This window comes from Streptomyces sp. NPDC102274, from assembly GCF_044766385.1.
Classification (GTDB): Bacteria; Actinomycetota; Actinomycetes; order Streptomycetales; family Streptomycetaceae; genus Streptomyces.
Genome location: NZ_JBIWLW010000002.1, coordinates 125,841 through 151,700, shown reverse-complemented (window position 1 = coordinate 151,700; position 25,860 = coordinate 125,841). Strand labels below are relative to the sequence as shown.

Below are 25,860 nucleotides of genomic sequence, written 5' to 3'. Positions count from 1 at the left end.
AGAGCCTCCCTGCTCCCCTACCTGATCACGGCGTCCACACGGAAGGAAATGCCGAGGTTTCGGGCACAGAGCCCACCATTTGGCGGTAGGAAGTGCGTACGCGTCGGCAGCCGCATCGACAGGCCCTGGGCGGGCTCTGGGCAGGTCCTGGGCAGGCCCTGGGCAGTACGCGCGCACACCGACCGTCACGCAGAGTCATAGCCAGACCGTAGAGGAGTACCCAGGTGAGCCAGCCGGAGATGCAGCCCGGAGGCCCCGCCCGGGAGGAGGGGCCTCCGTCCGGGGAGACCACCGGCGAGGACGAGAGCGGCCCTCCGTTCTACGGCGATCTGACCGGAGGTCCGTTCCCGCTCGGGGACTGGGGGGAGCCCGCGGAGCGGCTCGACGAGCTCTACCGCTGGGTCGAGACGGGGGCGCTGCGCACGGTCGACTGGTATCTCGCCGACCGGGTACGCAAGCGGCGCGCCGCCCGCGCCCTGCGGGCGGCGACGGCTCTCGCGGTGACGGCGGGCGCGGCGCTGCCACTGCTGGATCTGACGGGCGCGCTGACCGGGGCCGCGGGGTGGGGATACCTCTCGCTGCTGCTGGGCGCGGCCTGTGCGGGGTGCGACCGGTATCTCGGGCTGACGTCCGGCTGGCTGCGGGCGGTCGCGACGGCGCAGGCGGTGCAGCGCAGACTGCAGACGTTCCAGTTCGACTGGGCGTCGGAGTGCGTACGGGAGGTCCTCGGGCCGACCGAGGGCACGGCCAGCGAGGCGGCGGAGCGCTGCCTCGGGGTCCTGCGGCGGTTCACGGAGGACGTGACGGAGCTGGTACGGGCGGAGACGGCGGACTGGATGGTCGAGTTCCGCTCGGGGCCCGCGCCGCTGATGATGCAATCGGTGCCGATGGGCGGGGCGCGCGGGGAGGGCGCCGTACCGCCCCCGGGACGTGTTCCGCTGCCCCCGGGCACCCGCCCGAACATGCCGAGGCAGCGACCGCCGGAAGCGCGGTGAGGGCAGGAGATCGCACGGTGCCGGCAGAAGACCGGGGGCCGGCCGGCGTTTCGCCGCCGGCCGGCCCCCGGCCCTCATGCTCTTCCGCTCTCTTCCGAATGCAGCGCTCTTCCGCTCTTCAACTGAAGATGATCATCGAGCCCTGGCCCAGGCTCCTGGTGGCCGCCGCGTGCAGACCGAGCCACACATGGCGCTCCCGGGCGAACGGGCTGTCGTCGTACGGGATGGAGGTCGCCGGTTCCTCCAAGGACGTGGGGCGGGCCGGCGGGGCGGGGGCGGCCGGCGGGTTGGCCGGGTCGATACCGATCGCCGGGCCGACGATCTCCAACTCCCGCAGCAGACCCTGCGTGGAGCCCAGCGGGCCGCCGCCCGCGAGGAGTTCCTCGTTCGAGAGGGGCGCGTCATAGTCCACCGGGACATACGCGCCCGCGTGGTCGTAGTGCCAGACCAGATGCGACTGCTGGGCCGTCGACTCGAACATCTCCAGCAACTGTTCGTAGTCACCGCCCAGTTCACCGACCGGCGTCACCGCGAGGCCGCAGAGCTGGAGCAGATACGCGCGCCGCAGGAAGTGCAGCGCGTCGTAGTCGAAGCCGGCGACCGGGGCGACATCCCCCGAGAGGCCCGGCATATAGGCGAAGACGGGAACGGACGGCAGCCCGGCAGCACCGAGCGCCTTGTCGTAGACGGCGATCTCTTCGGCGAAGGGGTTGTCGGGGCTGTGGCACAGCACATCGACGAGGGGGACCAACCACAGGTCACAGGCCAAGGGAGGCTCGCTCTCCAACGGGTCGTACGCGGGCGCGCGATGGTCGCGACGGTCGGGACAGCGTAATGCGGCGGGCACGTTCAGCGAAGAGGCCGGGGCGACGGGGACTGGTATGTCCGGGTGCCCACTGTCTACGCGGGTGCCCACTGTGTACCCGGCTGCTTACTGTGTACGCGGGTACCCACTGGAACGCGTGGGTGCCCACTGGAACGCGTGGGTGCCTACGGAGACATCATCCCGTAGGCGGCAGATCCCAGATCCATGCCCCGCCCACCCGCTTCCCCGGCCCACCGAGCAGTTTCTCCAACGTCTCGTACAGCGCCGCGTCATTGGGCTGCGGCGCGAGCACCACCACCCCCGCCTTCCAGAACGCCAGGTCGAAGCGGGCCTGCGCGCGCCATTTCGCGTCGATGACCGGGACCTGGCCGCTGTAGCGGACATCGCGCAGCAGATTCGAGGTGTAGCGGGCCGGCGCCCCGTAGATCCCCATCCGCTCCTCGCCCCACGGCCCGTTGAAATACCCGCCGGGCACCGAGAAACCGAGGCCGCTCGCCGACTGCCAGCGCAGCGCGTCCGCGTTGCCGGGATCGGGCAGCGGTACGGGCACGACGGTCTCGCCCTCGCCGACGTACGAGCGGTACGTACCGTCCGCGATGAACGCCGGGACGACCGGGCGTTCCCGTACCGGCAGCGGCGTCGGGACGATCGGCAGCAGGCCCGCGGCCAGCGCCGCGTACGCCACGAGCCGGAGCCTGCGCCGCTCCTCCAGGGCCGCCCCGCCTGGGGCATTTTTCAGAAGTCCCGTCTCCTCGGCGCGCCGGTCGGCGCGCCGGTCGGCGAGCCGGTCGGCCGCCAGCGCCACCAGCGCGCCCAGCGCGGGCGCGCAGATCATCGCCACCCGTGACTCGATGACCGACTCGAAGAGCGGCTGATGGGCGAGGATCCGCCAAGGACCCGTCAGCACCACGTCCGTGAAGGGGATACGTATCCTCGGCCCCAGCGAGAGCAGCGCCGCCGCGACCGCCGTGAACGCCAGCGCCCTGACCACCGCGGCCCGCCACAGCCACAGTCCGATCCCGAACGCCAGGGCGATCAGCGGCCAGCCGTAGAAGGCGTTCTGCTCGGTACGGTTCAACGCGAGCCTGTCGGCCGTCGCCTCGTCGCCGAACAGCGCGCGCCCGGAGTACTGGAGGAAGGCGAGCGGGCTGTTGCCCGCGCCGTCGCCGTGCAGCACGCTGTGGTAGCTCTGCGGGCCGAAGAACTGCCAGTACAGCGGGACCGCGAGCAACGGCAGACACACCAGCAGCGCCCACCCCAGCCCGCGCAGCAGCGGGCGCACCGCCACCCGCGCGCGCTCGCGGTCCACCGCCGCGTACGAGAGCGCGAAGAGCAGCGTGCCCATCACGGCGAGCAGCAGCGGCTCCTCGCCGAGGAAGATCTGATACGTCGCGAAGAGCCCCAGCAGCACGCCGTCCCGGACCACGTGCCGGCCCTCGCAGAGCCGCAGCGCCCGATCGATGATCACCGGAATCATGAACAGGACGAGGAAGTTGGGGTGCGCGTTGGCGTGCGACATCATCGGCGGCGCGAAGGCGGCGAGGGCCGCGCCGAGCGCCGCCGCCCAGCGGTCGCGCACGAGCCTGCGCGCGAACAGCCAGTACCAGGCGAGCGCGGTGGCCGCGAGACCGAGGGTGAGGACGAGCGCCCATGTGACGGTCGGCCCGAAGGCGAGCGTGACGGGCGTGAACGGGACGGAGAGCCCGAGCATGACGGTGTTCGCCATCAGGTTCACGCCGTCGGGAAAGTTCTGGAGGGTGGTGAACAGCGGGTTGCGGAGGTGCGTGACGTTGTCGGCGGTGACCCGGAAGAACCACTCCCACTGGTTCTGGTCGGAGCCCGCGTCGGCGAGATAGGCGTGGTCGAGGTCGGCCCACAGGCCCTTGTAGAGGAAGAAGGAGGCGAGGAGGAAGAGCCCGCCGACGGCCAGGCCCGTACGACGACGCCGGCCGGGACCGGTGGTGGGATGGAGGCCAGGGCCTGTGGTGGCGTCGAGGCCAGGGCCGGTTGCGGAGTCGAGGCCGGGACCGGGCCGCGCCGCCCTCAGCCGTACCAGCTCCAGCAGCACCCTGCCGTAGTCCAGCGGCTTCACCTTGGAGCCCGGCTGATGCGCCCAGCGCACCGGCACCTCCGTCACCGGCCACCCCGACCGCCGGAAGAACCGCAGGATCTCGACGTCTATCGCCCAGCCGTCCAGCCGGGAGTCGGCGAAGGCGGCCCGCGCCCGCTCGCCGTCGAACAGCTTGAAGCCGCACTGCGTGTCGGCTATCCCGTCGACCGCGACCAGCCGTATCAGCCGGTTGCCGAGCCGCCCCAGCCACTCGCGCAGCGCCAGCTGACGTATCTCGATCCGCGCGTCGGGATGCGCGCGCGAGCCGATCGCCGCGCCGTCACCGCCGTCGGCCGTGAGCTGCTTGTCCAGCCGGTCCAGTTCGTCGATCGGGGTCGCGAGGTCAGCGTCGGTCAGCAGCACGCGCCGGCCGTTCGAGGCCAGCACGCCCTGCCGCAGGGCATGGCCCTTGCCGTGGTTGCCGCCGCCCGTCAGCACCCGGACGCGCGGCTCGCCCGCCGCGGCCTCGGCGGCGACCGCGGCCGTACGGTCCGTCGAGCCGTCGTCCACGACGATCAGTTCCCACGTGCCCCAGCGGTCCGGGTCCGCGCGCAGATGGGCGCGGACGGCGTCCAGGGTGGGGCGCAGCCGCCCCTCCTCGTTGTACGCGGGGATGACCACGGACAGATCGACGCCCGGCACGTCCGGCGGATTCGCACTGTCCGACGAATTCACGCTGTCCGACGGATTCGCCACGTCCGCCGTGTCGCCCGCACCCACTTCTGGGGCTCTCGCCGTGTCACCGGTCACCGCTGCGGACTCTCCAGCCTGTCCGCCCACATGAGCGAGTGGTCGTCGTACTCACCGATCACGGCACGCACCGCCGGCACGTCGCCGAGGGTCAGCGCGTCGACCAGCTGCTCGTGCCCGCCCCACAGCCGCTTGCGGACCTCCGGGTCCTCGCGCAGGAACGGCACCGAGAACACCCACGCCTGGACGCGCAGCCGGTGCAGGAAGTCCGCGACATAGGGGTTGGCGACCAGCGCGCACAACTCGCGCCAGAACCGCAGGTCGTAGCCGATGAGAATGGTCAGATCCCCGCTCCTGGCCGCACGCGCGGCTTCCTCGGCACGGCGCCGTACGGACACCAGCACCGTGCCGTGCGCCCTGGCCGCCAGATGCTCGCCCTCCAGCCTGCGGAAGACGGCGTCCACGATCAGCGAGCGCGCGTCGACCATCCGCCGGAAGTCGTCCACGGAGAACTGATGGACGCGGAAGCCGCGGTGGTGGTCGGAGTCGAGCAGATCCTGCGCGGAGAGATCGACCAGCGCCTCCCTGACCGGGGTCGCGGAGACCCCGTACTGCTCGGCGATCTGCTTGACGGTGAACTCCTGGCCCGGCAGCAAACGCCCCGCGAGCACCTCGTCACGCAGCGCGTCCGCGATCTGCTGCCGCAAAGTATTGCGGGTCACAGCTCCGCTGGCGGGCATGGTCTTCCGTCCCCTCGTCCGGCTTCGGACACCTTAAGCCAGGTGACGCGGGGGTTCGGGGCGGACGGGCCGGGCCCGCCCGCCCCCGTTGCCAGGCCCGCCCGCCCCACGCCGGGACCACCGGACGCCACGCCCGGACCACCGCCGCCACGCCGGGGCCGCCCGTCGGACTACGCCGTGTGCTCGTCCGCGACCGTCAGCGCCAGGTCCAGGACCGCCAGCCCCTCCTTCGCCTCGGCCTCGGTGATGTTGCAGGCCGGCACCGCGTGCGTACGGTTCATGTTCACGAAGGGCCACAGGCCGTTCTTCTTGCAGGCGGCGGCGAAGGCGGCCATAGGCGCGTTCGCCTCGCCCGACGCGTTGTACGGCACCAGCGGCTCGCGCGTCTCCTTGTCCTTGACCAGGTCGAGCGCCCAGAAGACCCCCGCACCGCGCACCTCACCGACCGACGGATGGCGGGCCGCCAGATCGCGCAGCCCCGGGCCGAGGATCGTCTCGCCGATGTGCGCGGCGTGCTCGACGATCTTCTCGTCCGCCATCACCCCGATCGTGGCGACGGCGGCGGCACAGGCCAGCGGATGGCCCGAGTAGGTCAGCCCGCCGGGGTACGGACGGCTCGCGAAGGTCTCGGCGATCGTGGCGGAGATGGCGACTCCGCCCAGCGGGACGTACCCGGAGTTGACGCCCTTGGCGAAGGTCAGCAGATCCGGCACCACGTCGAAGTGCTCGGCGGCGAACCACTTGCCCGTACGGCCGAAGCCCGCCATCACCTCGTCCAGTACGAAGACGATGCCGTGCCGGTCGCAGATCTCGCGGACACCCGCGAGATAGCCGGGCGGCGGCGTCATGATGCCGGCCGTGCCCGGGATCGTCTCCAGGATGATCGCGGCGACGGTGGCCGGGCCCTCGAAGGCGATCGTCGCTTCGAGGTGCTCCAGCGCGCGGGCGCACTCCTCGGCCTCCGTCGAGGCGTAGAACGGCGAACGGTAGAGGAACGGCGCCCAGAACCGGACCACGCCGGACGTGCCGCTGTCGGACGCCCAGCGGCGCGGGTCGCCGGTCAGGTTGATCGCGGTGGACGTACCTCCGTGGTACGAGCGGTACGCGGAGAGCACCTTGGGACGGCCGGTGTGCAGCCGGGCCATCCGGACGGCGTTCTCGACGGCCTCGGCGCCCCCGTTGGTGAAGAAGATCTTGTCGAGATCGCCCGGGGTGCGCTCGGCGATGAGGCGTGCGGCCTCGGAGCGCACATCGATGGCGAAGGAGGGCGCGAAAGTCGCGAGCCGGCCGGCCTGCTCCTGGATGGCCGCGACGACCGTGGGGTGCTGATAGCCGATGTTCGTGAAGACGAGGGCGCTGCTGAAGTCGAGATAGCGGTTGCCGTCGTAGTCCCAGAAGTAGGAACCATCGGCGCCGGCGACGGCGAGCGGGTCGATCAGGCCCTGGGCTGACCAGGAGTGGAACACGTGTGCTCGGTCCGCGGCCTTCACCGCGGCACCGGACTGCGGGTCGGCACGGTCGACCGGGCCGACAGGGTCGGTATGAGGGGTCATGCGGCAAGGGTAGGGAGGCGCGATAGAGGGGCGGTATCGCCAAGCTGTATGGAGTGAGCCACTTTGGTCGGCATCCTGTCGAACGGGCTGTGCCCCGTCCGCTCACCCCGTTCGTCTCGTCATCCCGGCTCAGTTCGCGGGGGCGGTCGTCCGGAAACGTGACCGGTACGCCGACGGCGTCACGCCCAGCTGCCGCAGGAACACCCGCCGCAGCGACTCGTCACTGCCGAGCCCGCTGCGCCGCGCCGCGCCCGTCACCGTCTCCCCCGCCTCCAGCAGCGCCTTCGCCGCCTCCAGCCGTACGGACTCGACGTACGCCCCCGGTGTGCTGCCGACCTGCTCGTTGAAGAGCCGCGTCAGATGGCGCGCGCTCAGCCCGCCGCGCCGGGCCAGCGCGGGCAGCGAGTGATCGGCCGCCGGGTCCGCCGTCACCTCCCGCAGCAGTCCGCGCAGCCCGTCGTGGTGCGGGCTCGGCGTGCGGGCCGCCACGGAGAACTGCGACTGCCCGCCGGGCCGTTGGAGAAAGACCACCAGATCGCGGGCGACCTCACGGGCCAGCTCCACGCCCTCGTCGTCCTCGACCAGCGCGAGCGCGAGGTCGATCCCCGCGGTGACCCCGGCCGAGGTGTACGTACGGCCGTCCCGTACGAAGATCGCGTCCGGGTCCACGGTGATCGCGGGATAGCGCCGGGCGAGGGCGGCCGTGTGCCGCCAGTGGGTCGTCGCACGCCTGCCGTCCAGCAGCCCGGCGGCGGCCAGCGCGAAGGCGCCGGTGCAGACGGAGGCGATACGACGGGACCTGTCGTCGCCGGCCAGTTCGCCCACCGCGTCCAGGAGCCCGGCCGGCGGCGGGCGGTGCGGCAGGGCGTCGGAGCCGGGCACGACGAGCGTGTGTGTGCCGCCGATCTCGGCCGCCGCCACGTCGGCGTGCAGCCGGGTGCCGGTGGAGGTGATCACCGGACGGCCGTCCGCCGAGCAGACCGCCGTGCTGTACGCGCCGCCGAGCCCGGCCGCCGTACCGAACACCTCCAGCGGCGCGGCGACATCCATCAGCCGAACGCCGTCGTACACGAACACGGTGATGTCTCTGCGTTCTCCGACGCGCCGTCCGGCGCGCTCTCCGGCCCTCATGCGGCAACGGTAGCCCGGATCCATAGCCATATGTGTGGGGTTTGGGTCCGGATAGACATGGCGGGGGCGGAGTGACCGGGTTGAGATGGAAGGCGGAAGCGAAAGCAGCGTCGCGAAAGGAACCCGCTATGTCCGCCTCGGCCGAACGCATCGCCGATATCGAGATCCCCGACAGCGCCCTCGCCAAGGAAGCCACCGAGTTGGTGCGGGACACCACCACCCCCCTGCTGTACGACCACTCCCGCCGGGTCTTCCTCTTCGGCTCGCTCCAGGGACGGCAGCGCGGACTCACGTACGACCCCGAGCTGCTCTACATCGGCGCGATGTTCCACGACCTCGGCCTGACCGAGAGCCACCGCGCCTCGCGGCAGCGCTTCGAACTCGACGGCGCCGACGCCGCCCGCGACTTCCTGCTGAGCCACGGGCTCTCGAAGGAGAGCGCGCGGATCGTCTGGACCTCGATCGCCCTGCACACGACGCCGGGGGTCCCGTACCGCATGGAGCCCGAGGTCGCGCTGGTCACGGCGGGCGTCGAGTTCGATGTGCTGGGGATGGGGCTGGACTCCGTACCGGACAAGGTGAGGGAGGAAGTCGTGGCGGCCCACCCGCGGCCGGACTTCAAGCGCCGGATCCTCCAGGCGTTCACGGAGGGGAACGAACACCGGCCGGAGACGACCTTCGGCAATGTGAACGCGGATGTGCTGGCGCGCTTCTCGCCCGGGTTCGTACGGACGGACTTCGTGGACGTGATCGAGAACTCGGCCTGGCCCGAGTGAGCGGACCGGAGTGAGCGGGTCCGAGTGAGCGGGTCCGAGTGAGCAGAACGGAGTTCTCTGTTCCGGCGAACACCAGTCCGTAGAGGTTTCGTTCGAGACCGCCCATGGGCTCGGCCGTGTCATGCGAGATGATCCAAGGCGTGACGACTTGGGAGGGGCCGGCCGGCCATGGAAAAACTCGTAGCTGACGATCCGCAACGCATAGGCGCGTACCGGCTGCTCGCACGCCTCGGCGCGGGCGGCATGGGCCAGGTCTATCTGGCGCGCTCCGACCGGGGCCGTACGGTCGCCGTCAAGCTCGTCCACCAGGAACTGGCCGAGCAGGAACAGTTCCGCAGCCGGTTCCGGCAGGAGGTCGCGGCGGCGCGACGGGTCGGCGGTACGTGGACGGCGCCCGTCCTCGACGCCGACACGGAGGCGCCGGTGCCCTGGGTGGCGACGGGATACGTGGCGGGCCCGTCCCTTCACATGGTCGTTTCGGGCCGGCCGGGCGGGTCCGCCCTGCCCGCCGACGGGGCTGGTGGCGGTCACGGTCCGCTGCCGGAACGTTCCGTTCGTATCCTCGCGTCGGGCCTCGCCCACGCGCTCCAGGACATCCACGGGGCGGGCCTCATCCACCGCGACCTCAAACCCTCCAACGTACTGGTGACGATCGACGGGCCGCGCGTCATCGACTTCGGCATAGCCCGCGCGCTGGAGACGGTCGCCGACGAGGTCACGGGCGAGAGCCTCACCCGGACCGGCACGCTGATCGGCTCGCCCGGGTTCATGGCACCGGAGCAGGTACGCGGCGACCGGGTGACGGCGGCGTGCGATGTGTTCTGCCTGGGCTCGGTCCTGGCGTACGCGGCGACGGGCCGGCCGCCGTTCGGCGCGGCGGACACGAGTGTGCACGCGCTGATGTTCCGTATCGCGCAGGAGGAACCGGATCTGACCGGACTGCCCGAGGTCCTGGCCGAGCTGGTACGCGGCTGCCTGGAGAAGGACCCCGCCGCGCGTCCGACGACACGGGACGTACTGGCCCGGGTGGGCGAGGCGGCGGACTCGGGGGCGGGACCGGGCGGGGAACCGTGGCTGCCGGGCGGGCTGCTGGCCCAACTGGGGCGGCATGCGGTGGAGTTGCTGGAGTACGAGGACCCGACGGGCCGGCTGCAGCGACCGGGGCCGGGGGTGGAGGTACCGTCGGAGCAGACGCTGCGGCTGGCGCCGACTCCACCGGCACCTGCCCCAACTCCGAGGCCTGTCGCTCCTGCCGCCCCTGCCACCGCGATGCCGGACCGGGCTGCTCAGGCTCCGGCCGCGCAGGCGCAGGTCCCGGCTCCGGCTCAGGCGCAGACTCCGGCTCATGCGCAGGTCCCGGCTCAGGCGCAGACTCCGGCTCCGGCTCCGGCTCCGCAACCGTACGGCTATCCGCAGCCGGGATACGGGCCACTGCCGCCCCCTCCCGCGCAGTTCGGCCCCACCCCTCCGTACGGCACGGCACCGACGTACGTCACGCCCCCGGAGCCCGAACCCACACCGCGCAGCACCCGCGCCACGATCGCGCTGATCGCCGTGGCAGTGGTCGTCGCGATCGGGGCGGGCGGTTCGGTGTACGCCTTCATGGACGGCGGCGGCACGAAGGACGACAAGAGCACACGGGTCAGCGGCACGGCCGACCCAACGCCTGCGGCCGACGATCCGGCCGCCCCCTCGTCCCAACCGTCTGTCACTCCCTCCCCCACTCCCTCCGAGGCGAAGAAGGGCGACGTACCCACGGAGTATCTGGGCACCTGGACCGGCGGGGTGGAAACCGACGCCGGCCACAGCGGCCGCAGACTCGTCATCCAGCAGGGCAAGGTGGGCGATACGGTCCTCTCCCTGACAGTGGACGGCCCGCCCGGCGACGGCACGTACCACTGCGTCTTCGAGGCCCCCTTGGCCTCGGCGCCGTCCCCGGAGGAGCCGCTGAGGATCGGCCCCTCCAACGTCACCACCGGCGAACCCATGTCCGCCTGCACTCCCGGCACCTCCACGGAACTGACGATCCAGCCGGACGGCAGCCTGAGCCGGGTGACGACGAGCGGCGAGTCCCTGACCTACACCAAGGAGAACTGAGCAGGGATCAGGGTCTGTTGCGAGAGTGGATGGTAGGGCGCAAGAGGGCGTGGAATGCCGGGGAGGTCAAGGAAGTTGATCGCAGCATGACTCAAGGACCAGCGCCTCGCTCCCTGTCCAACGAAGCCCTCTCTGCTCTACTCGCCGGGCAGCAGTTCGGGACCCTCGCCACTGTCAAGCAAAGTGGCCATCCACACCTGACCACCATGCTCTACAACTGGGACCCCGAGGCCCACATCGTGCGGCTGTCCACCACGGCCGACCGCGTCAAGGTCAAACACCTGCGGCGCAATCCGCGCGCGGCGCTGCATGTGCAGGGTGGCGACGTGTGGTCGTTCGCCGTCGCCGAGGGTGCGGCAGAGGCTTCCGAGATCACGAGGGTTCCCGGCGACGCGGTCGGGCGGGAACTGCTCGCGATGATCCCGACGGCCGCGAAGCCGGAGGACGAAGACGCGTTCCTCAAGCAGCTGGTCGCCGAGCGCAGGATCGTCATTCGGTTGAGGGTGGAGCGGCTGTACGGGACGGCCTTGGACATCAATGGCTAAGGGCTGTCCCGTTGATGGCCGCGACCAGCGCGGTCGCGTGGCAGCGGACGACGAGCGTGCGCCTGTCGTACCTCGTCGCAACCGCGCGGTGGCGTTTCAGCCGGTTGATCCCGCACTCGACCGTGTGCCGCTCCCTGTAGTCGTCCTTGTCGAAATTGGGTGGGCGACCGCCGCGGGATCCGGTGCGGGGCCGGTTGCAGTCCGGCCCCGCACCGCCGCCCGTCCGGTGCTACACCTCGATGGGGATCACCCGTACGCCCGCACCTCGGTACCGCACGGGATCGACGGTGACCACCGGCCTGCCCCTCGGCCACTCGACCGACGGCTGCGCCAGGTGCAGTGCGTGTGCGCCGCTCCAGTCCGCGTCCACGGCCTTCTGGCCACGGAGACGCTTGCCCACCGCGGCCGCGCCCGCGAAGTCCAGCTCCGTGATGTCCACCGACTCCAGGGCGCCGACATGTTCGGCCACGCCCGCCCGATCGCTCTCGGCGACCGCGAGGCACAGGGCGGGAACGTAGATCCTCAGCGTCGGGTCCTTCTCCGCCTCCACCACCAGGCGGGACGCCATCCGGTTGCCCGCGCCGAGCGCGAGAGCCGCGGTGTCATCGAGGATGACCGCGCGCGGAAGGGGGTACGCGTCCTTTTTCACTGGACCCACCCGATACTCCCGGACACGATGCCGGCCCACAGCGCCTCGCCCGCCTTCTCGTCCTCCTCGGTGTACGGCCTGCCGAGGAAGTGCTCCTCGACGTATGCCTTGGTCTCCTCGTACCGCTTGCGGAGTTCTTCCTTGGTGGGGGTCGCACCTGCCAGCTCGGTCAGCAGGTCGCGCATCGTCATCCCACGATCCCTGGCCAGTTCCTGAAGCCGGTCGCGGACTACGGGGTCGACCTTGATCGTGGTGTCAGCCATGGGCGCAGTATACCTGCGGTATACCTCCGCAGGTCGTTCGAGTGTGATGGTCATGGCACTCCGTTCTCTTGATGGACCGGCCCTGGAACAGGCCGGGGGTCTACGGGGCCCGCTCGCCCGTGCCGATCTGCACAACCACACGCTGATGTCGGACGGCGACGGCGACCCCGCCCTCGCGTTCGCCTCCATGCGCGACGCCGGGCTCGACGTGGCGGCGCTCACCGACCACACCACCCTCTTCGCCATCAACGGTCTGACCCAGAGCGAGTGGGACCGTACCCGCCGGCTCGCGGACGCCGCGGGCGACCCCGGCACGTACACCGCCATCCGCGGTTTCGAGTGGTCCAACCCGCTCATCGGCCACGCCAACGTCTGGTTCACGGACCAGTTCGTCGACCTGGGCGGGGCCACTTCGATGAACTCGCACTACAACTGGCTCGGCAGCCGGGACGGCGTCACCGGCTTCAACCATCCGGGCCGTGAGGCCGGACGCTTCAACAACTTCGCCTACGTCGCCGCGGCGCGCGACAAGATGGTCAGCGTCGAGATGTTCAACCGCGGCGACGACTACCTCTTCGACGGCTGGGCGGACAGCCAGTCCTCGAACCTCAACGCCTGCCTCAACGCCGGCTGGCGCACCGGCATCACCGGCCTGAGCGACCACCACGGCACCGAGTGGGGCCACCCCGAGGGCGTGGGCCGCGCCGGGCTCTGGGTCACCGAGAACACCCGCGCAGGTGTGCTCGAAGCCCTGCGCGCCCGCCGCTTCTTCGCGACCCGGTACTCGGGACTGCGCCTCGACGCCACCGCGAACGGGGTCCGGATGGGCGGCGTCCTGCCACTCGCCTCCGGCGACGTCCGCTTCGCCGTGGACCTCGACCGCGGCGCCGAGTGGGCCGGCAAGCCCCTCAACGTCCAGGTGCTGCGCCCCGGCACGAACGCGCCGACCGTGGCCGACATCATCGAGACCACGTCCGGCAGCCTGGTCGAGTTCACCGTTCCGCTCGACGTCGAGGACGGTGCGTGGGTCGTGCTGCGGGTCTCCGACCCCTCGCAGCCGAACGGGCAGCCGGGCCCGGCGGGCCACCCCTGCAACGACATGGGTGTCGCATACTCCAGCCCCTGGTGGCTGGAGCCCTGACGGCGCCGGATGCCGACAGCGCGACGAAAGCCCCGGGCCAGCGGCCCGGGGCTTTGCCGTCGCGTATCTATATGTCCTGGTTTGTCGGGCTGTTCCGGGGCTCTCCGGCCGGTGACGCGTCCTGTGTTCGGCTAACTCGTCCCCACGACACATCACCGACCCAGACCGGCCCACTCGGCGCCTCACCAGTCACACCCACCCCACCACCCACACACCCCCACCAGCGGGGCATGAGTCCCGGCCACTTCCCGACCCTCAGCCGCTGAGCCGGGGCCGGACCACCCACACCACTCCCGCGCAGCCCCGCAGGGCCCACCGGACCGGCAGTCGGCAACGGCCCCCGGGACCAAGGGGGCGGCCCCGGGGACCCCTCCCCCCGGGGCCGCCCCCCTCAAAGCTGCACTTGCGGTGGAGGGACGGGAGTCAAGGGTGGAGCGAAGCGCAATCGGCGTAACCGACGCGACGAAGGAGCGCCCTTGACGCCCGACCCGCAACCGCGAAACTGAAACCTGAGGGGCGGCCCCCACCCGACACCAAACATCCCGGCCCACCCCGACTCCCCCCGGCACGAACCCAAACCGGGGAACAGACCGAACCCAACCGACCGAACCGACCCAACCCCGTTCCTACAAGAACGAGTTGATCTGGATCGTCTCCGTACGGCCCGGACCCACGCCGATCGCCGAGATCGGCGCTCCCGACATCTCCTCCAGCGCCTTCACGTAATCCTGCGCGTTCTTCGGCAGGTCGGCGAAGGTCTTCGCCTTCGTGATGTCCTCCGACCAGCCGGGCAGGTACTCGTACACCGGCTTCGCGTGGTGGAAGTCCGTCTGGCTGTACGGGAGTTCCTCGACGCGCTTGCCGTCGATCTCGTACGCCACGCACACCGGGATCCGCTCCCAGCCCGTGAGCACGTCGAGCTTGGTGAGGAAGAAGTCCGTCAAGCCGTTGACCCGCGTCGCGTAGCGCGCGATCACCGCGTCGAACCAGCCGCAGCGGCGGTCGCGGCCCGTTGTGACGCCCCGCTCGCCGCCGATGCGGCGCAGCGCCTCGCCGTCCTCGTCGAACAGCTCCGTCGGGAACGGTCCGGCGCCGACGCGTGTCGTGTACGCCTTGAGAATGCCGATGACCCGGCTGATCTTCGTCGGACCGACCCCCGCGCCCGTGCAGGCGCCGCCCGCCGTCGGGTTGGACGAGGTGACGAAGGGATACGTGCCGTGGTCCACGTCGAGCAGCGTGCCCTGGCCGCCCTCGAAGAGGACGACCTTGCCCTGGTCGATGGCGTTGTTGAGGATCAGCGTCGTGTCCGCGACGTACGGCTTGAGCTGGTCGGCGAACGTCAGCAGTTCCTCGACGACCTTGCCGGACTCTATGGCGCGGCGGTTGAATACCTTGGCGAGCAACTGGTTCTTGGACTCCAGCGCCGCTTCGACCTTCTGCTCCAGGATCGACTCGTCGTAGAGGTCCTGGACGCGGATGCCGGTGCGGTTGATCTTGTCGGCGTAGGTCGGGCCGATGCCGCGGCCGGTCGTACCGATCTTCCGCTTGCCGAGGAACCGTTCCGTCACCTTGTCGACGGTTACGTTGTACGGCGTGATCAGGTGCGCGTTACCACTGATCAGCAGTTTGGACGTGTCGACACCGCGCTCGTTGAGCCCGCTCAGCTCGGAGAGCAGGACGGCCGGATCGACGACCACTCCGTTGCCGATCACCGGAGTACACCCCGGGGAGAGGATTCCGGAAGGGAGAAGATGCAGTGCGTACTTCTGGTCGCCCACGACGACCGTGTGACCGGCGTTGTTGCCGCCCTGATAGCGCACGACATAGTCCACGGACCCACCGAGCAGGTCGGTGGCCTTTCCCTTGCCTTCGTCACCCCACTGAGCACCGAGCAGCACAAGTGCGGGCACAGGCGTACACCCCTTCCGGGCGGGGCATGTCCAAGGCCAGGGGGCGCGCAAACGCCGTTCATACGGCGCGTGTACGCCATATCTACGCGTATGACATCGCACAACGTTGTACGACGCGGTCCTGACCGTCGAACCGGATGCCCCGGAATAGACGAAGCCCCTGGCGCAATAGCGCAAGGGGCTCTTGCACAAAGATGCTACCCGAGGAAGGACCGAGGTGTCGGCTCCAGAGCCCGCCGAGAACGGTGCGCAACAGCTTCTGGTGGTCATCGACCCCTTCGCCCGCAGGACCGACGGCGAATCGGTGCGGATCGCGAAGGACGTGCTGAGCGCGGGTGCGGGGGTGAAGCTGTGTCTCCCCGACGGCCCCGAGGAATTCGCGCGGGCGCTGGCCCGGCGCGGCAGCAGACGGCCCGTGGTCGTGGGCGACGACCGGGCGCTGCTGCGCACCGTCGCCCTGCTCCACCGTGAACGGGAGCTGGCCTCGGGCGCGCTGTCGCTGGTGCCGGTCGGCGCTTCTGTGGAGCTGGCCCGTTCCCTGGGCGTGCCCACGGGCGCGGTGGCGGCGGCGCGCGCCGTGCTGGACGGCGCGGCGCGCCGGCTCGATCTGCTGGTCGACGACAGCGACGGGGTGGTGCTGGGGGATCTGCGGATCCCGGCACTGCCCGCGAGGGGCGCGAGGGGGACGAGGGACGAGACGGGAGCGACGGGCACTGCCCCGGCGACGGGGTCGGTCTGGCATACCTGCCGCTCCCTGGTCCGTACGCTCGTACGGCCGGTCCCCTATGTGTTCGCGGCACATACGCACCATCGGCTGAGGGTGGAGGCGGACGGCGTGCTGCTGAACGATCTGGACGAGCCGGTCGAGGGCGTACGGGTGTCCTCCCGAGCGGGCCGCGCCGAGGTCGTGATCCGTACGCACGCCTCGCCCGAGCCGGTCCGCGCCAGCGCGCTGTCCGTCACGGTCTCGGGCGCGGACTTCCGCTACCGCGCGGACAGCCGCGTCACGGGCCCGGTACGGACGCGGACCTGGACGCTCCGGCCGGGGGCGTGGCAGCTGACGCTTCCGGCGGCGACGGGCTCGGCCGGGGCGGGGGCGGGCTCCAGGTAATCTCGGCCTCCGGTTCGAAGCCCGGGGGCACATCAAAGCCCGGGGGGCACATCAAAGCCCGGGGGGGCACAAAAATGGGGGACAACACGTCGCAGAGCCCTGGGCTCCTTGCGCTGGATGTCACGGACACGGCCGAGGCACTGGCCCGCTACCGGGCGAGCGCCACCGTGTGGGCGCGCGGCGGTCTGGCGCTGCTGGTCGGCAGCGGGATCATCGGGCTGATCGCGGCCGGCCTGGGCCTGGACGAAGTGGTCGCGCTGATGCCGAACCTGCTGGGGCTGTCCCTGGCCGCGCTGAGTATGGGCCTCTTCTCCCTCCGGATTTGCGGCCGGATGCGGCACCACCTGGCGGCGGCCCCCTGGACCGTCTGCGCCGCCGTATCGGTCCCGCGCGGATCACGGACCGCGACGGTGGTGCTGCGGGACCCGGCGACCGGAGAGCTGTGGCCACTGACCGTGTGGAGGGTATGGGGCCTCCACCAGCCGGTCCAGCCCGGCCCGGGTGGCGTCCTGTGGTGGTGCGGCGACCCTCGGACCGGCGGGGTGATCGCGCCTCCGGGCGGTGCGGCGCCGATCTGGACGCGAGCGGTACGGGGAAGCGGGGCACGGCAGTTGGCCGTGCAGCGGGCGCGGCAGGCCGGGCTGCTGGAGCAGCGCATACCTCACGCATCGAACATGTCAGACATTTCGGATGCGCCCCACAGGGCACCGATGTCGAAAACGGCGCACCGTCGCCGAGCCGTCTTCCGCTGGATCCTGCTGGTGGGAGCGGTCCTGCTCGGCCTGGGTATCGCCGCGGACAGCGCCGCGTCCAAGGACCCGCAGATCGACCTGACCGTGATCAGCCGGCAGTCCGACGGCACCTGCGAGGTGCGGTGGTCCGACCCGTGGAGCGGAGCGCGGCACGAGGGCCCCTTCCGCTGTGACCCGGACCGCGATCCACTGCTGGAGGACTGGTGGACCGGCTGGGTGGTCTCGTACGGCCCGTGGAAGGGCGATCTCTACGACTCCGACTTGCGGGGCACTCCCGCCGATGATGTGAACGCCGCCCTGTTCCTGGCCGGTGTGGCACTGACGCTGACGGGCCTGGTGGGGGGTTCCGTCAAGCACAGGCACCGGCCGGAGCCCGCCGGCTGAGGCCGACGCTCACCGCTTCGGCCCCCGCCGTCGTACGGTCGGCCCGTACCCCTGCCGTCACACTCAGCCCGTGCCCGCACCCCTGGTCCCCTCCGTGCGCCTGGCCTCCTGATAGTCCTTCCAGCGGCCCATCAGCGCGAGCAGTTCCTGCTGGAGGAACTCGAAGAACTCGACCGTCTCCGCCACCCGCACCCCCGCCGGGGTGTCCCTGCCGAGCGTCTCGACGCCGTCGCGGAGGGCGTTCTCCCAGCGGACCAGTACGGAGTCGCGCTGGGCGAAGGTGGTGTACCAGAGCTCGTTGTGCAGCCGGTAGCGGTCGCGGCGGGAGCCGAGGTCACGTTCCCTGCCGACCATGTTGACCTGGGTCAGGTAGCGGACTGCCCCCGAGACGGCCGCGGGACTGATCCGCAGCCGTTCGCTCAGTTCGGCGGAGGTCATGCTCGCGTCGTCCGAGCTGAGCAGCGCCGCGAAGACCCGGGAGGCCGTGCGCTGCATCCCGGCCTCGGTCATCTCGGCCGCGAAGCGCTCCACGAAGCGGGACACGGCTTCCTCGTCCCGCTGTGTACCGTCCTCGCGCTCGCTCCCGCGCGCGTTCCCGCTCTTGTTCCCTTTCGCGCCCCGGCGCTGGTCCTCGCTGCCCATCGGCCCATCGTCTCCCCTGCTCGGCGTCCACCTCGATCTTAACCCGATCCCTTTTTACGCTTCCTTAACTTCACAAGTTTGTGAATGTAGCGTACGTTCCGAAGCATGACGAAGGCAATCACGGTCGCCGGACTGCACAAGTCGTTCGGCCGGACGCACGCGCTGGACGGCCTCGACCTCGCCGTCGAGACCGGCGAGGTCCATGGCTTCCTCGGCCCCAACGGAGCCGGCAAGTCCACCACCATCAGGGTCCTCCTCGGGCTGCTGCGCGCCGACTCCGGCGCGGCCCAGCTGCTCGGCCGGGACCCGTGGAAGGACGCGGTCGAACTGCACCGTCGCGTGGCCTACGTACCCGGGGACGTGACCCTGTGGCGCAACCTCTCCGGCGGTGAGGTCATCGATCTGTACGGGCGGCTGCGTGGGAAGCTGGACCCGGCCCGGCGCGCCGATCTCGTCGAGCGCTTCGAGCTGGACCCCACCAAGAAGGGGCGTACGTACTCCAAGGGCAACCGCCAGAAGGTCGCCCTCGTCGCCGCGTTCGCCTCGGACGTCGATCTGCTGATCCTCGACGAGCCGACCTCCGGGCTCGACCCGCTGATGGAGGAGGTCTTCCAGCGGTGCGTCGAGGAGGAGCGCGACCGGGGCAGGACCGTGCTCCTCTCCAGCCATGTGCTGAGCGAGGTCGAGGCGCTCTGCGACCGGGTGAGCATCATCCGCAAGGGCGTGACCGTCGAGTCCGGTTCGCTCTCCGAGCTGCGCCATCTGACCCGTACGAGCGTGAGCGCGGAGCTGTCCGGCGAGCCGAACGGACTGGGCCGGCTCCCCGGCGTGCACGACCTCGACATCCAGGGGAAGCGGGTCAGGCTCCAGGTCGACACCGACAAGCTGGACGCGGTACTGCGCTCGCTCTCCGAGTCCGGCATCCGCTCGCTGACCAGCACTCCGCCCACCCTGGAGGAGCTGTTCATGCGCCACTACGCGGCCGATGACGCCTACGCGGCCGACGGGGCGGTCGCGTCATGACCGCCACCACCCTGGCCGTACCGGTGGCGCGCACCGGCGGCAGCCGGCAGCTCGCCGGCACCGGAACGCTGCTGAGGCTCGCCCTGCGCCGGGACCGGATCATCCTGCCGGTGTGGGTGCTGGTCCTCGGCGCCTCGTTCCTCTCCGTCACGCAGTCCGTGTCGACGCTGTACGACACGGACGCCAAGCGGGCCGACCTCGTCCAGTCGATGTCCGCCAACGGCTCACTGCGCGCCCTGTACGGACCTGTCTTCAGCGACTCCGTGGGCGGGCTCACCTCCTGGCGCATGATCGCCTTCGGAGCCGCGCTCGCGGCGGTGATGAGCCTGGTCATCGTCGTACGGCACACCCGGGAGGAAGAGGAGGCGGGCCGTCAGGAGATGCTCTCGTCGGCGATGGTCGGGCGCCGGGCGCCGCTGACCGCGGCGCTGCTCACGGCGCTGATCGCCAACGCCGCGCTGGTCCTCGCGGTCACCGCGGGGCTCGTCGGCAACGGGCAGAACGCCGCCGGCGGGCTGGCGCTCGGTCTCGCGACCGGCGGGGTCGGCATGCTCTTCGCCTGCACCGCGGCCATCGCCGCGCAGATCACCGAGAACGCCCGGCTCGCGAAGGGGCTGACGGCCGCCGTCATCGGCGCCGCATTCGTACTCAAAGCGGCGGGCGACGCGTCGGCCGACGACGGTTCGTCCCTCCTGACCTGGCTCTCCCCGATCGGCTGGGCCGAGAACGTACGCGCCTTCGCCGGTGAACGCTGGTGGGTGCTGCTGGTCCTGCTGGCCGCGATCGCCGTACAGGCGGTCCTCGCGTACACCCTGGCGGGCCGGCGCGACATCGGCATGAGCTTCTTCTCCGCGCGGCCAGGACCCGCGAAGGGCGCGCTCGCCACGGCGGGCGGGCTCGCGTGGCGCCTCCAGCGCGGCAGCGTGCTCGGCTGGGGAAGCGGCTTCCTGCTCGCCGGGATCATGTTCGGCGGCATCACCGACGGCGCGGCGGATCTGGTCGGCGACAACCAGCAGACCCAGCAGATCATCCTGCGGATGGGCGGCCAGCAAGGACTGACCGATGCCTTCCTCGCCGCGATGGTCGGCATGCTGGGGATGGTCGCGGCGCTGTACGTGGTCGCGTCGGTGCTGCGGCTGTACGCCGAGGAGACCGGCCAGCGCGCGGAACCGGTCCTCGCGGGTGCGGTCGGCCGGCTCCGCTGGGCCGCCGGGCATCTGGTGATCGCCTTCGGCGGCGCGGTCCTGATCATGGCGCTCGGCGGTCTCGGCCTGTTCCTCGGATACGGCCGGCATTTCCCGGCCATCCTCGGCGCCGCCCTGGTCCAACTGCCCGCGGTCTGGGTCCTGGGCGCGCTGGCGGTCCTGCTGTACGGCGTCTTCCCGAAGGCGGCCGTGGCCGCCTGGGCCGTCGCGGGCCTGGCCCTGGCCCTGGGCTGGATCGGTCCCGCGCTGGACCTGCCGCAGTCGGTGATGAACCTGTCGCCGTTCGGACACCTGCCGAAGCTGCCGGGCGGGGAGATGGCGTGGACGCCGGTGGTGGCGCTGACGGCGCTCGCGGCGGTGCTGGTGGGGACGGGGCTGGCGGGACTGCGGCGCCGCGACATGCTGAACTGACCGGAAACGGGCGGCGGCCCGCCTTGTCCACAGGCTGTGGACAAGGCGGGCCGACTCATGCCGCCGCACGCGTCAGCGCACGTAATTCTTCAAGATCTCGGTGTCCAGCTCGATGCCGACGGGGTCGGGGAGAGTGACTCTCTCTCCGAAGTCCGCTACCTGGCGGCAGCGGTAACCTTCGGGCGCCGGACGGCTGTGCACGGTGACCGTACAGTCGTCGCGGTCGATCAGCAGATAGAGCGGAATCCCCGCGACGGCGTAAGCGACGGGCTTCTCCTTGCGGTCCCGCTTGTCGGTGTCGGAGTCGTACGACGTCACCTCGACCGTCATCAACACGCGCGCCGGGTCGGCCCAGTCCCCCTGCCCCGCGAAACTCTCCTCCGGAGCGAGGACGGCGTCGGGTTTGGCCCGGCCCCTGCGGTACGCCTCGACCAGCAGCCCCAACTCACCGCCCGCGTACAGCCACAGGTCGGGCCGCACCCGCATACAGCGCTGTTGCAGCCATCTGATGATCTCGCTGTGGTCGCCGTCCGTCACGCCTTTGAACCCGATCCGTCCGTTGATGAACTCCAACCTGACGGTGTCGGACTGCCTCTCGATGAGTTTGGCGATCTCCTCGAACTCCTCGACGGACATCTGGACCGCGCGCTCTGCCATAACTGTCATGGTGCACCTCCTGTCAGGCGGACACCAGCGTGACGGGCCCCCGAGCGGACGAAACGGTTCTTTCCGGTGCGATCACCCGCGCGAGTGATCAAATGACCGGTACTCGCCATCCCACTCGTATCGGCTCAGGCGGGTGTCACCAGCCGCGCCTCGTACGCGAACACCGCCGCCTGCGTACGGTCCCGCAGGCCCAGCTTCACCAGGATGCGGCTCACATGTGTCTTGATCGTGGACTCCGCGACCACCAGGTGCTCGGCGATCTCCGCGTTGGACAGGCCCTGCGCGATCAGCACCAGGACCTCCGTCTCGCGCTCCGTGAGATCGCCTATCCGGGCCATCGCCGGGGCGCGCGGGGCCTCCGAGAGTTTGGAGAACTCCGTGATCAGGCGGCGGGTGACGGTCGGTGCGAGCAGCGCCTCGCCGGAGGCCACCACCCGTACGCCGTCGGCCAGTTGGCGGGCCGATGCGTCCTTCAGCAGGAAGCCCGAGGCACCGGCGCGCAGCGCCTGGTAGACGTATTCGTCGAGGTCGAAGGTGGTCAGCACCAGGACCTTCGCGTCGGCGTTCGCCGCGACGATCTCGCGGGTCGCCTCGATGCCGTTCAGCTCCGGCATCCGGATGTCCATCAGCACCACGTCGGGGCGGAGCGCGGCGACCTGGCTGACGGCCTCGCGGCCGTTCACCGCCTCGCCGACGACCTCGATGTCCGGCATCGCGTTCAGCAGCACCGAGAAGCCCTCGCGGACCATCACCTGATCGTCGACGATCAGTACCCGGATGGTCATGACGCGTCCCCGTCCTGCACGGCGGCCACCGGAATGAAGGCCGCGACCTCGTAGCCGCCGTCCTCCAGGAGGTCCGCGGTCATCTCGCCGTTCAGCATCGTGACACGCTCCCGCATCCCCGTGATGCCGTGCCCCGAGCCGGGCGACGGCTTGACCAGGCCGCGCGGCGGGGTGTTCACGATGCGCAGGCCGAGCCCGCCCAGTACGTACGAGATCTCGACGCGCGCGGTCGAGCCCGGCGCGTGCCGGAGCGCGTTGCTCAGGGCTTCCTGGACGATGCGATACGCCGACAGTTCCACGCCCTGGGGCAGCGTACGGACGGATCCGGTGATCGCCTTCTCCACGGTCAGCCCGGCGTCCCGGACATTCCCGAGGAGCCCGTCGAGATCGCCGAGCGTGGGCTGCGGGGCGTCGGGGGCCTGGTAGTCCTCCGCCCGTACGACCCCGAGGACACGGCGCAGCTCGGTCAGCGCGGCGACGGCGTTCTCCCTGATCGTGGCGAACGCCTGCTCAAGCTCGGGCGGCGGGTTCTCCACACGGTACGGGGCGGCCTCGGCCTGGATCGCGACGACCGACATGTGGTGGGCGACCACATCGTGCAGCTCGCGGGCGATGGTGGTGCGCTCCTCCAGCAGCGTGCGCCGGTCGCGTTCGACGGCGGTGACGCTCTGCTGCGCGGCGACCTCCTGCTTCGCCTCCCGGCGGACATGCAGCACGGTCACGGTCAGCAGAACGAGCGCGGAGAGGAAGAGCATGGTCACCGAGGTGGAGGCTCCGGCCCCGTAGCCGCGGTTGAAGAAGACCTCCATGAAGAGCGCGTACGCCGCGGTGACCACCCACATGTAGGCGCCGGTGCGCGGGCGGGTACGGATCGCGGCCACCGTCAGCACGGTGAGGTACCCGAGGAAACTGGAGACCCCCCACGGCCATGCGTCATACACCGCGACACCCAGCGCGGCGGAGACCCCCAGCGACAGCCACAGGGCGCCGACCGGCCTGCCCATGGTGAGCAGGACCGGGATCGCCGGAAGGAGGCCGAGCAGACTGCCGCCCTCAAGGAAGCCGGCGAACATCACCAGCAACGCGCACGCCGTGATCATGGCGTGCGGGGTCCAGACCGCGTACTCACGTATCCGGCCCGGCAGCCGGCGGGTGATCGGGCCGTCCGTCCGCATGGGCTTGAGCGGACGGTAGGCGAAGGCGTCGTGGAAGAGGTCCTGGCGCATGCCCTCAAGCGCTCCCATGGCCAAGCGGAACTCGGGGCTCCGGGTCTTCCCGGTATCTGTCTCGGTCACGTTGCCACGGTAGGCGGAGGGAAGGACGGGGTCGTCACCAGCGAAGCGGATCCTTGCCCGTCCGTCCCAGGTACTACTGCGCGTACTCGGCTCCCACCAGGTGGGACGCGGCCGGACGCGGCCGGGGTCAGGCCCGGAACACCGTCGCGTGCTCCGCCGCCCACTCCGCGAACGTACGGGCGGGCCTGCCGGTGACCTTCTCGACCGTGTCGACCACCGTCCTGCCCTCGGGCGGGGTGTCCCGGTACACCATGATCAGGAAGTCGATCACATCCTCGGGTTGGCCCGCCGCGCGCCACCGCTTCTTCGCCGTCTCCTCGGTCAGCTCCACGAGCCCGATCTCCCGGCCCCGGGCCGCCGCCAGCGCGTCCACCTTGTCCTGGACGGTGAGCACCTCGGGCCCGGTGATCAGATACGTACGGCCCGCGTGCCCCTCCTCGGTGAGCGCGACCGCCGCGACCGCGCCGATGTCGGCCTCGTGGATCATGGCGCTCAGCCGGCCGGTGAACGGCTCGCTCACGGTGTCCTCCGTACGGATCGCCTCGGCCCACTCCAGCGCGTTGGACATGAACTCGACGGGCTGCACCACGGTCCAGTCCAGCCCGCTCGCCTCGACGGCCCGCTGGACCGGGGTCTCCCCGCCGCCGAACAGGACGGTCACCCGCCGTACGCCGGTCTTCCGCGCCAGCTCCACGATCTCCGGTCCGGTCTCCAGCGGCGCGAACATCGCCCCGCCGAAGGTGATCAGATGCAGCCCGGTGACGCCGTCGAGGGCGGGGGCGAGGCTCGCGGGGTCGGCGAGGTCTCCGCGTACGACGTCGACGCCTGACGGGAAGTCAGAAAGAAGGCCGGCTCTCGCCTTCTCGGGGTCACGGGTGAGCGCGCGGACGGTGTGGCCGCGGCGGAGGAGTTCGGAGACGACCTGGCGGCCCACGGTTCCGGTGGCGCCGGTCACGAGCACGGTCTGGCTGGTGTTCTTGGTCATGGGGAGACCGTAGGAAGACTTGCGGTCAGTTTCTGTCCGCGTCTTCCCTCGTCCGCCGGCGCCTTCCCCGTCTCCCTGCGTCTCCCTGCGCATCCCCGCGTCTCCCTGCGTCTCCCTGCGTACGGGAGACGCACAGCCTCACCAGGCGAGCTGGGCGATCTCCTCCGCCACCACCGCGCACGCGTCTGCCGCCGGGTCGATCAGCGGGAAGTGACCGACCTCCTCCAGCAGCGTCAGCCCCACCATCTCGCCCGCCCGCCCGGCCGCGTCCACGAACGCCTCGGAGACCGTGTGCGGCACGGTCAGGTCCGCACGGCCCTGCACCACCGCCGTCGCGATCCCCGTCGGCAGCAGCGCCGCCGGGTCCGCACTCTCCCTGCGCTGCTTGAACTCCACCTCGCCGCCGAGCAGTTGGAGGATGGCTCCGCCGCACACATCCAGTTCCACGGCGTGTACGAGATCCGCGATCGGCGCCAGCGCGACGACCCCGCGCAGCGGCGGGGGCTCCGGCAGCCGCCACGGCGAGCCCACCGGCAGCACATGCCGGGCCGCCGCCCACAGCGCGAGATGGCCGCCCGCGGAGTGTCCGGTCAGTACGGTCCGCCGCGCGTCGGCCTGCGGCAGCACGCCCGCGGCCAGCGCGGGCAGCGCGTCCAACGCCGCGGCCACATCGTCGAACGTCTCCGGCCAGCGCCCCGCCACCGGCGACCCGCCGCCCTGCTGCGGGAGCACGGGACCCCGTCGGTACTCGACATTGGCGACGGCGAATCCCCGCCGGGCCAGGAAGTCCGCGAAGGGGGTCAGGTGCGTACGGTCGTACGCCGCGCGCCAGGCGCCGCCGTGCAGAACGACGACCAGCGGCACGCGCTCCTGGTTGCCCCGGGGAGCGTAGAAGTCGATCACCTGATCAGGGTGCTCGCCGTACGCGGCGGTGGCATCGGGCCGGACAACCGGATGGGAGAAGACCGATTCGGTCTCTGCGGCGTCACGAGCAAGGGCATCGTGCGCGGCGGGGTCCGGCATCTTGCTCCAACCTTTCGGTACGGGGGCCGAATTGACCTGATCAGCGGGGACGCTACCAGCCCCGCACGGACCCGATCACCCCGATCCCCGGCGGCCGCACGGGCGGCCGCCGGGTCACGGTGATCCAGGCCGGTGATCCGGGTTCTGTCCGG

23 protein-coding genes and 1 pseudogene are annotated in these 25,860 nt (G+C 70.9%); 9 read left to right on the top strand and 15 right to left on the bottom strand.

The features are described 5' to 3' along the window. The first annotated feature begins 224 nt into the window (after positions 1-224). A complete protein-coding gene (locus ACIRQP_RS03040; RefSeq protein ID WP_403882478.1) occupies positions 225-995 on the top strand; it encodes an SLATT domain-containing protein in 771 nt (256 codons plus the stop codon). A gap of 118 nt (positions 996-1,113) precedes the next feature. Here the strand turns inward: ACIRQP_RS03040 and ACIRQP_RS03035 are convergent, their stop codons facing one another. The 5 genes from ACIRQP_RS03035 to ACIRQP_RS03015 form a co-directional block, all read right to left on the bottom strand. Further along, positions 1,114-1,764 (bottom strand): hypothetical protein, encoded by a 651-nt coding sequence (locus ACIRQP_RS03035; protein WP_403882476.1) that lies wholly within the window; start codon positions 1,762-1,764, stop codon positions 1,114-1,116. Between the two features lie 232 nt (positions 1,765-1,996). Next, positions 1,997-4,606 carry a dolichyl-phosphate beta-glucosyltransferase gene (locus tag ACIRQP_RS03030; protein ID WP_403883274.1) on the bottom strand — a complete coding sequence of 870 codons (2,610 nt, stop codon included), beginning with the start codon at positions 4,604-4,606 and terminating at the stop codon, positions 1,997-1,999. Positions 4,607-4,677: 71 nt separating this feature from the next. After that, the gene (locus ACIRQP_RS03025; protein WP_403882473.1) at positions 4,678-5,361 is read right to left on the bottom strand and encodes a GntR family transcriptional regulator; all 684 of its coding nucleotides are present in this window, start codon (positions 5,359-5,361) and stop codon (positions 4,678-4,680) included. A 170-nt stretch (positions 5,362-5,531) separates the two neighbouring features. Beyond that, on the bottom strand, positions 5,532-6,914 hold the full coding sequence (locus ACIRQP_RS03020; RefSeq protein ID WP_403882470.1) for an aspartate aminotransferase family protein: 1,383 nt from the start codon (positions 6,912-6,914) through the stop codon (positions 5,532-5,534). A 129-nt stretch (positions 6,915-7,043) separates the two neighbouring features. Next, complete coding sequence (locus ACIRQP_RS03015; RefSeq protein ID WP_403882467.1) at positions 7,044-8,045, bottom strand: GlxA family transcriptional regulator; 1,002 nt, start codon at positions 8,043-8,045, stop codon at positions 7,044-7,046. A gap of 128 nt (positions 8,046-8,173) precedes the next feature. Here ACIRQP_RS03015 and ACIRQP_RS03010 point away from each other — a divergent pair, with 128 nt between their 5' ends. The 3 genes from ACIRQP_RS03010 (at position 8,174) to ACIRQP_RS03000 (ending at position 11,463) form a co-directional block, all read left to right on the top strand. Further along, on the top strand, positions 8,174-8,821 hold the full coding sequence (locus tag ACIRQP_RS03010; protein WP_403882464.1) for an HD domain-containing protein: 648 nt from the start codon (positions 8,174-8,176) through the stop codon (positions 8,819-8,821). A 168-nt stretch (positions 8,822-8,989) separates the two neighbouring features. After that, entirely contained in the window at positions 8,990-10,918 is a 1,929-nt protein-coding gene (locus tag ACIRQP_RS03005) for a serine/threonine-protein kinase (RefSeq protein WP_403882461.1), read from the top strand. A gap of 86 nt (positions 10,919-11,004) precedes the next feature. Beyond that, positions 11,005-11,463 (top strand): PPOX class F420-dependent oxidoreductase, encoded by a 459-nt coding sequence (locus ACIRQP_RS03000; RefSeq protein ID WP_403882458.1) that lies wholly within the window; start codon positions 11,005-11,007, stop codon positions 11,461-11,463. On the opposite strand, the pseudogene ACIRQP_RS02995 reads toward ACIRQP_RS03000, so the two are convergent. The 3 genes and pseudogenes from ACIRQP_RS02995 to ACIRQP_RS02985 form a co-directional block, all read right to left on the bottom strand. Then, positions 11,453-11,656 (bottom strand): annotated as a pseudogene (locus tag ACIRQP_RS02995) (hypothetical protein); the annotation flags it as partial. The gene ACIRQP_RS03000 and the pseudogene ACIRQP_RS02995 sit on opposite strands and share 11 nt — an antisense overlap. A gap of 36 nt (positions 11,657-11,692) precedes the next feature. Continuing rightward, the gene (locus tag ACIRQP_RS02990) at positions 11,693-12,121 is read right to left on the bottom strand and encodes a hypothetical protein (protein ID WP_403882455.1); all 429 of its coding nucleotides are present in this window, start codon (positions 12,119-12,121) and stop codon (positions 11,693-11,695) included. Continuing rightward, positions 12,109-12,375 (bottom strand): hypothetical protein, encoded by a 267-nt coding sequence (locus ACIRQP_RS02985; RefSeq protein WP_403882452.1) that lies wholly within the window; start codon positions 12,373-12,375, stop codon positions 12,109-12,111. Before ACIRQP_RS02985 ends, ACIRQP_RS02990 begins: the two co-directional genes overlap by 13 nt. Positions 12,376-12,427: 52 nt before the next feature. Between ACIRQP_RS02985 and ACIRQP_RS02980 the strand changes: the two genes are divergently transcribed. Beyond that, a complete protein-coding gene (locus tag ACIRQP_RS02980; protein ID WP_403882449.1) occupies positions 12,428-13,516 on the top strand; it encodes a CehA/McbA family metallohydrolase in 1,089 nt (362 codons plus the stop codon). A 626-nt stretch (positions 13,517-14,142) separates the two neighbouring features. Here the strand turns inward: ACIRQP_RS02980 and ACIRQP_RS02975 are convergent. Continuing rightward, entirely contained in the window at positions 14,143-15,426 is a 1,284-nt protein-coding gene (locus ACIRQP_RS02975) for an adenylosuccinate synthase (RefSeq protein WP_403882446.1), read from the bottom strand. Positions 15,427-15,643: 217 nt separating this feature from the next. Here ACIRQP_RS02975 and ACIRQP_RS02970 point away from each other — a divergent pair, with 217 nt between their 5' ends. Both ACIRQP_RS02970 and ACIRQP_RS02965 read left to right on the top strand, forming a co-directional pair. Next, positions 15,644-16,537: a diacylglycerol kinase gene (locus tag ACIRQP_RS02970; protein ID WP_403882443.1), complete on the top strand. Its 894-nt coding sequence runs from the start codon at positions 15,644-15,646 to the stop codon at positions 16,535-16,537. Between the two features lie 74 nt (positions 16,538-16,611). Further along, positions 16,612-17,673: a hypothetical protein gene (locus tag ACIRQP_RS02965; protein ID WP_403882440.1), complete on the top strand. Its 1,062-nt coding sequence runs from the start codon at positions 16,612-16,614 to the stop codon at positions 17,671-17,673. Between the two features lie 63 nt (positions 17,674-17,736). Here the strand turns inward: ACIRQP_RS02965 and ACIRQP_RS02960 are convergent, their stop codons facing one another. Further along, the gene (locus ACIRQP_RS02960) at positions 17,737-18,315 is read right to left on the bottom strand and encodes a GbsR/MarR family transcriptional regulator (protein ID WP_403882437.1); all 579 of its coding nucleotides are present in this window, start codon (positions 18,313-18,315) and stop codon (positions 17,737-17,739) included. Between the two features lie 105 nt (positions 18,316-18,420). On the opposite strand from ACIRQP_RS02960, the gene ACIRQP_RS02955 reads away from it, so the two are divergent. Together ACIRQP_RS02955 and ACIRQP_RS02950 are read left to right on the top strand one after the other, a co-directional pair. Continuing rightward, positions 18,421-19,338 carry an ATP-binding cassette domain-containing protein gene (locus tag ACIRQP_RS02955; RefSeq protein WP_403882434.1) on the top strand — a complete coding sequence of 306 codons (918 nt, stop codon included), beginning with the start codon at positions 18,421-18,423 and terminating at the stop codon, positions 19,336-19,338. Beyond that, positions 19,335-20,954, top strand: coding sequence for an ABC transporter permease (locus tag ACIRQP_RS02950; protein ID WP_403882431.1), 1,620 nt, complete (start codon positions 19,335-19,337; stop codon positions 20,952-20,954). The genes ACIRQP_RS02955 and ACIRQP_RS02950 overlap by 4 nt, the downstream gene beginning before the upstream one ends. 72 nt (positions 20,955-21,026) lie before the next feature. Here ACIRQP_RS02950 and ACIRQP_RS02945 read toward each other — a convergent pair whose 3' ends face one another. From ACIRQP_RS02945 to ACIRQP_RS02925, 5 genes are all read right to left on the bottom strand, one after another. Next, complete coding sequence (locus tag ACIRQP_RS02945) at positions 21,027-21,620, bottom strand: Uma2 family endonuclease (RefSeq protein WP_403882428.1); 594 nt, start codon at positions 21,618-21,620, stop codon at positions 21,027-21,029. A gap of 125 nt (positions 21,621-21,745) precedes the next feature. Next, positions 21,746-22,405 (bottom strand): response regulator, encoded by a 660-nt coding sequence (locus ACIRQP_RS02940; RefSeq protein WP_403882425.1) that lies wholly within the window; start codon positions 22,403-22,405, stop codon positions 21,746-21,748. Continuing rightward, positions 22,402-23,649 (bottom strand): sensor histidine kinase, encoded by a 1,248-nt coding sequence (locus ACIRQP_RS02935; RefSeq protein WP_403883271.1) that lies wholly within the window; start codon positions 23,647-23,649, stop codon positions 22,402-22,404. Before ACIRQP_RS02935 ends, ACIRQP_RS02940 begins: the two co-directional genes overlap by 4 nt. A gap of 178 nt (positions 23,650-23,827) precedes the next feature. Further along, complete coding sequence (locus ACIRQP_RS02930; RefSeq protein ID WP_403882423.1) at positions 23,828-24,685, bottom strand: NmrA family NAD(P)-binding protein; 858 nt, start codon at positions 24,683-24,685, stop codon at positions 23,828-23,830. A 138-nt stretch (positions 24,686-24,823) separates the two neighbouring features. Then, complete coding sequence (locus ACIRQP_RS02925; protein ID WP_403882420.1) at positions 24,824-25,708, bottom strand: alpha/beta hydrolase; 885 nt, start codon at positions 25,706-25,708, stop codon at positions 24,824-24,826. Positions 25,709-25,860: the final 152 nt, after the last annotated feature.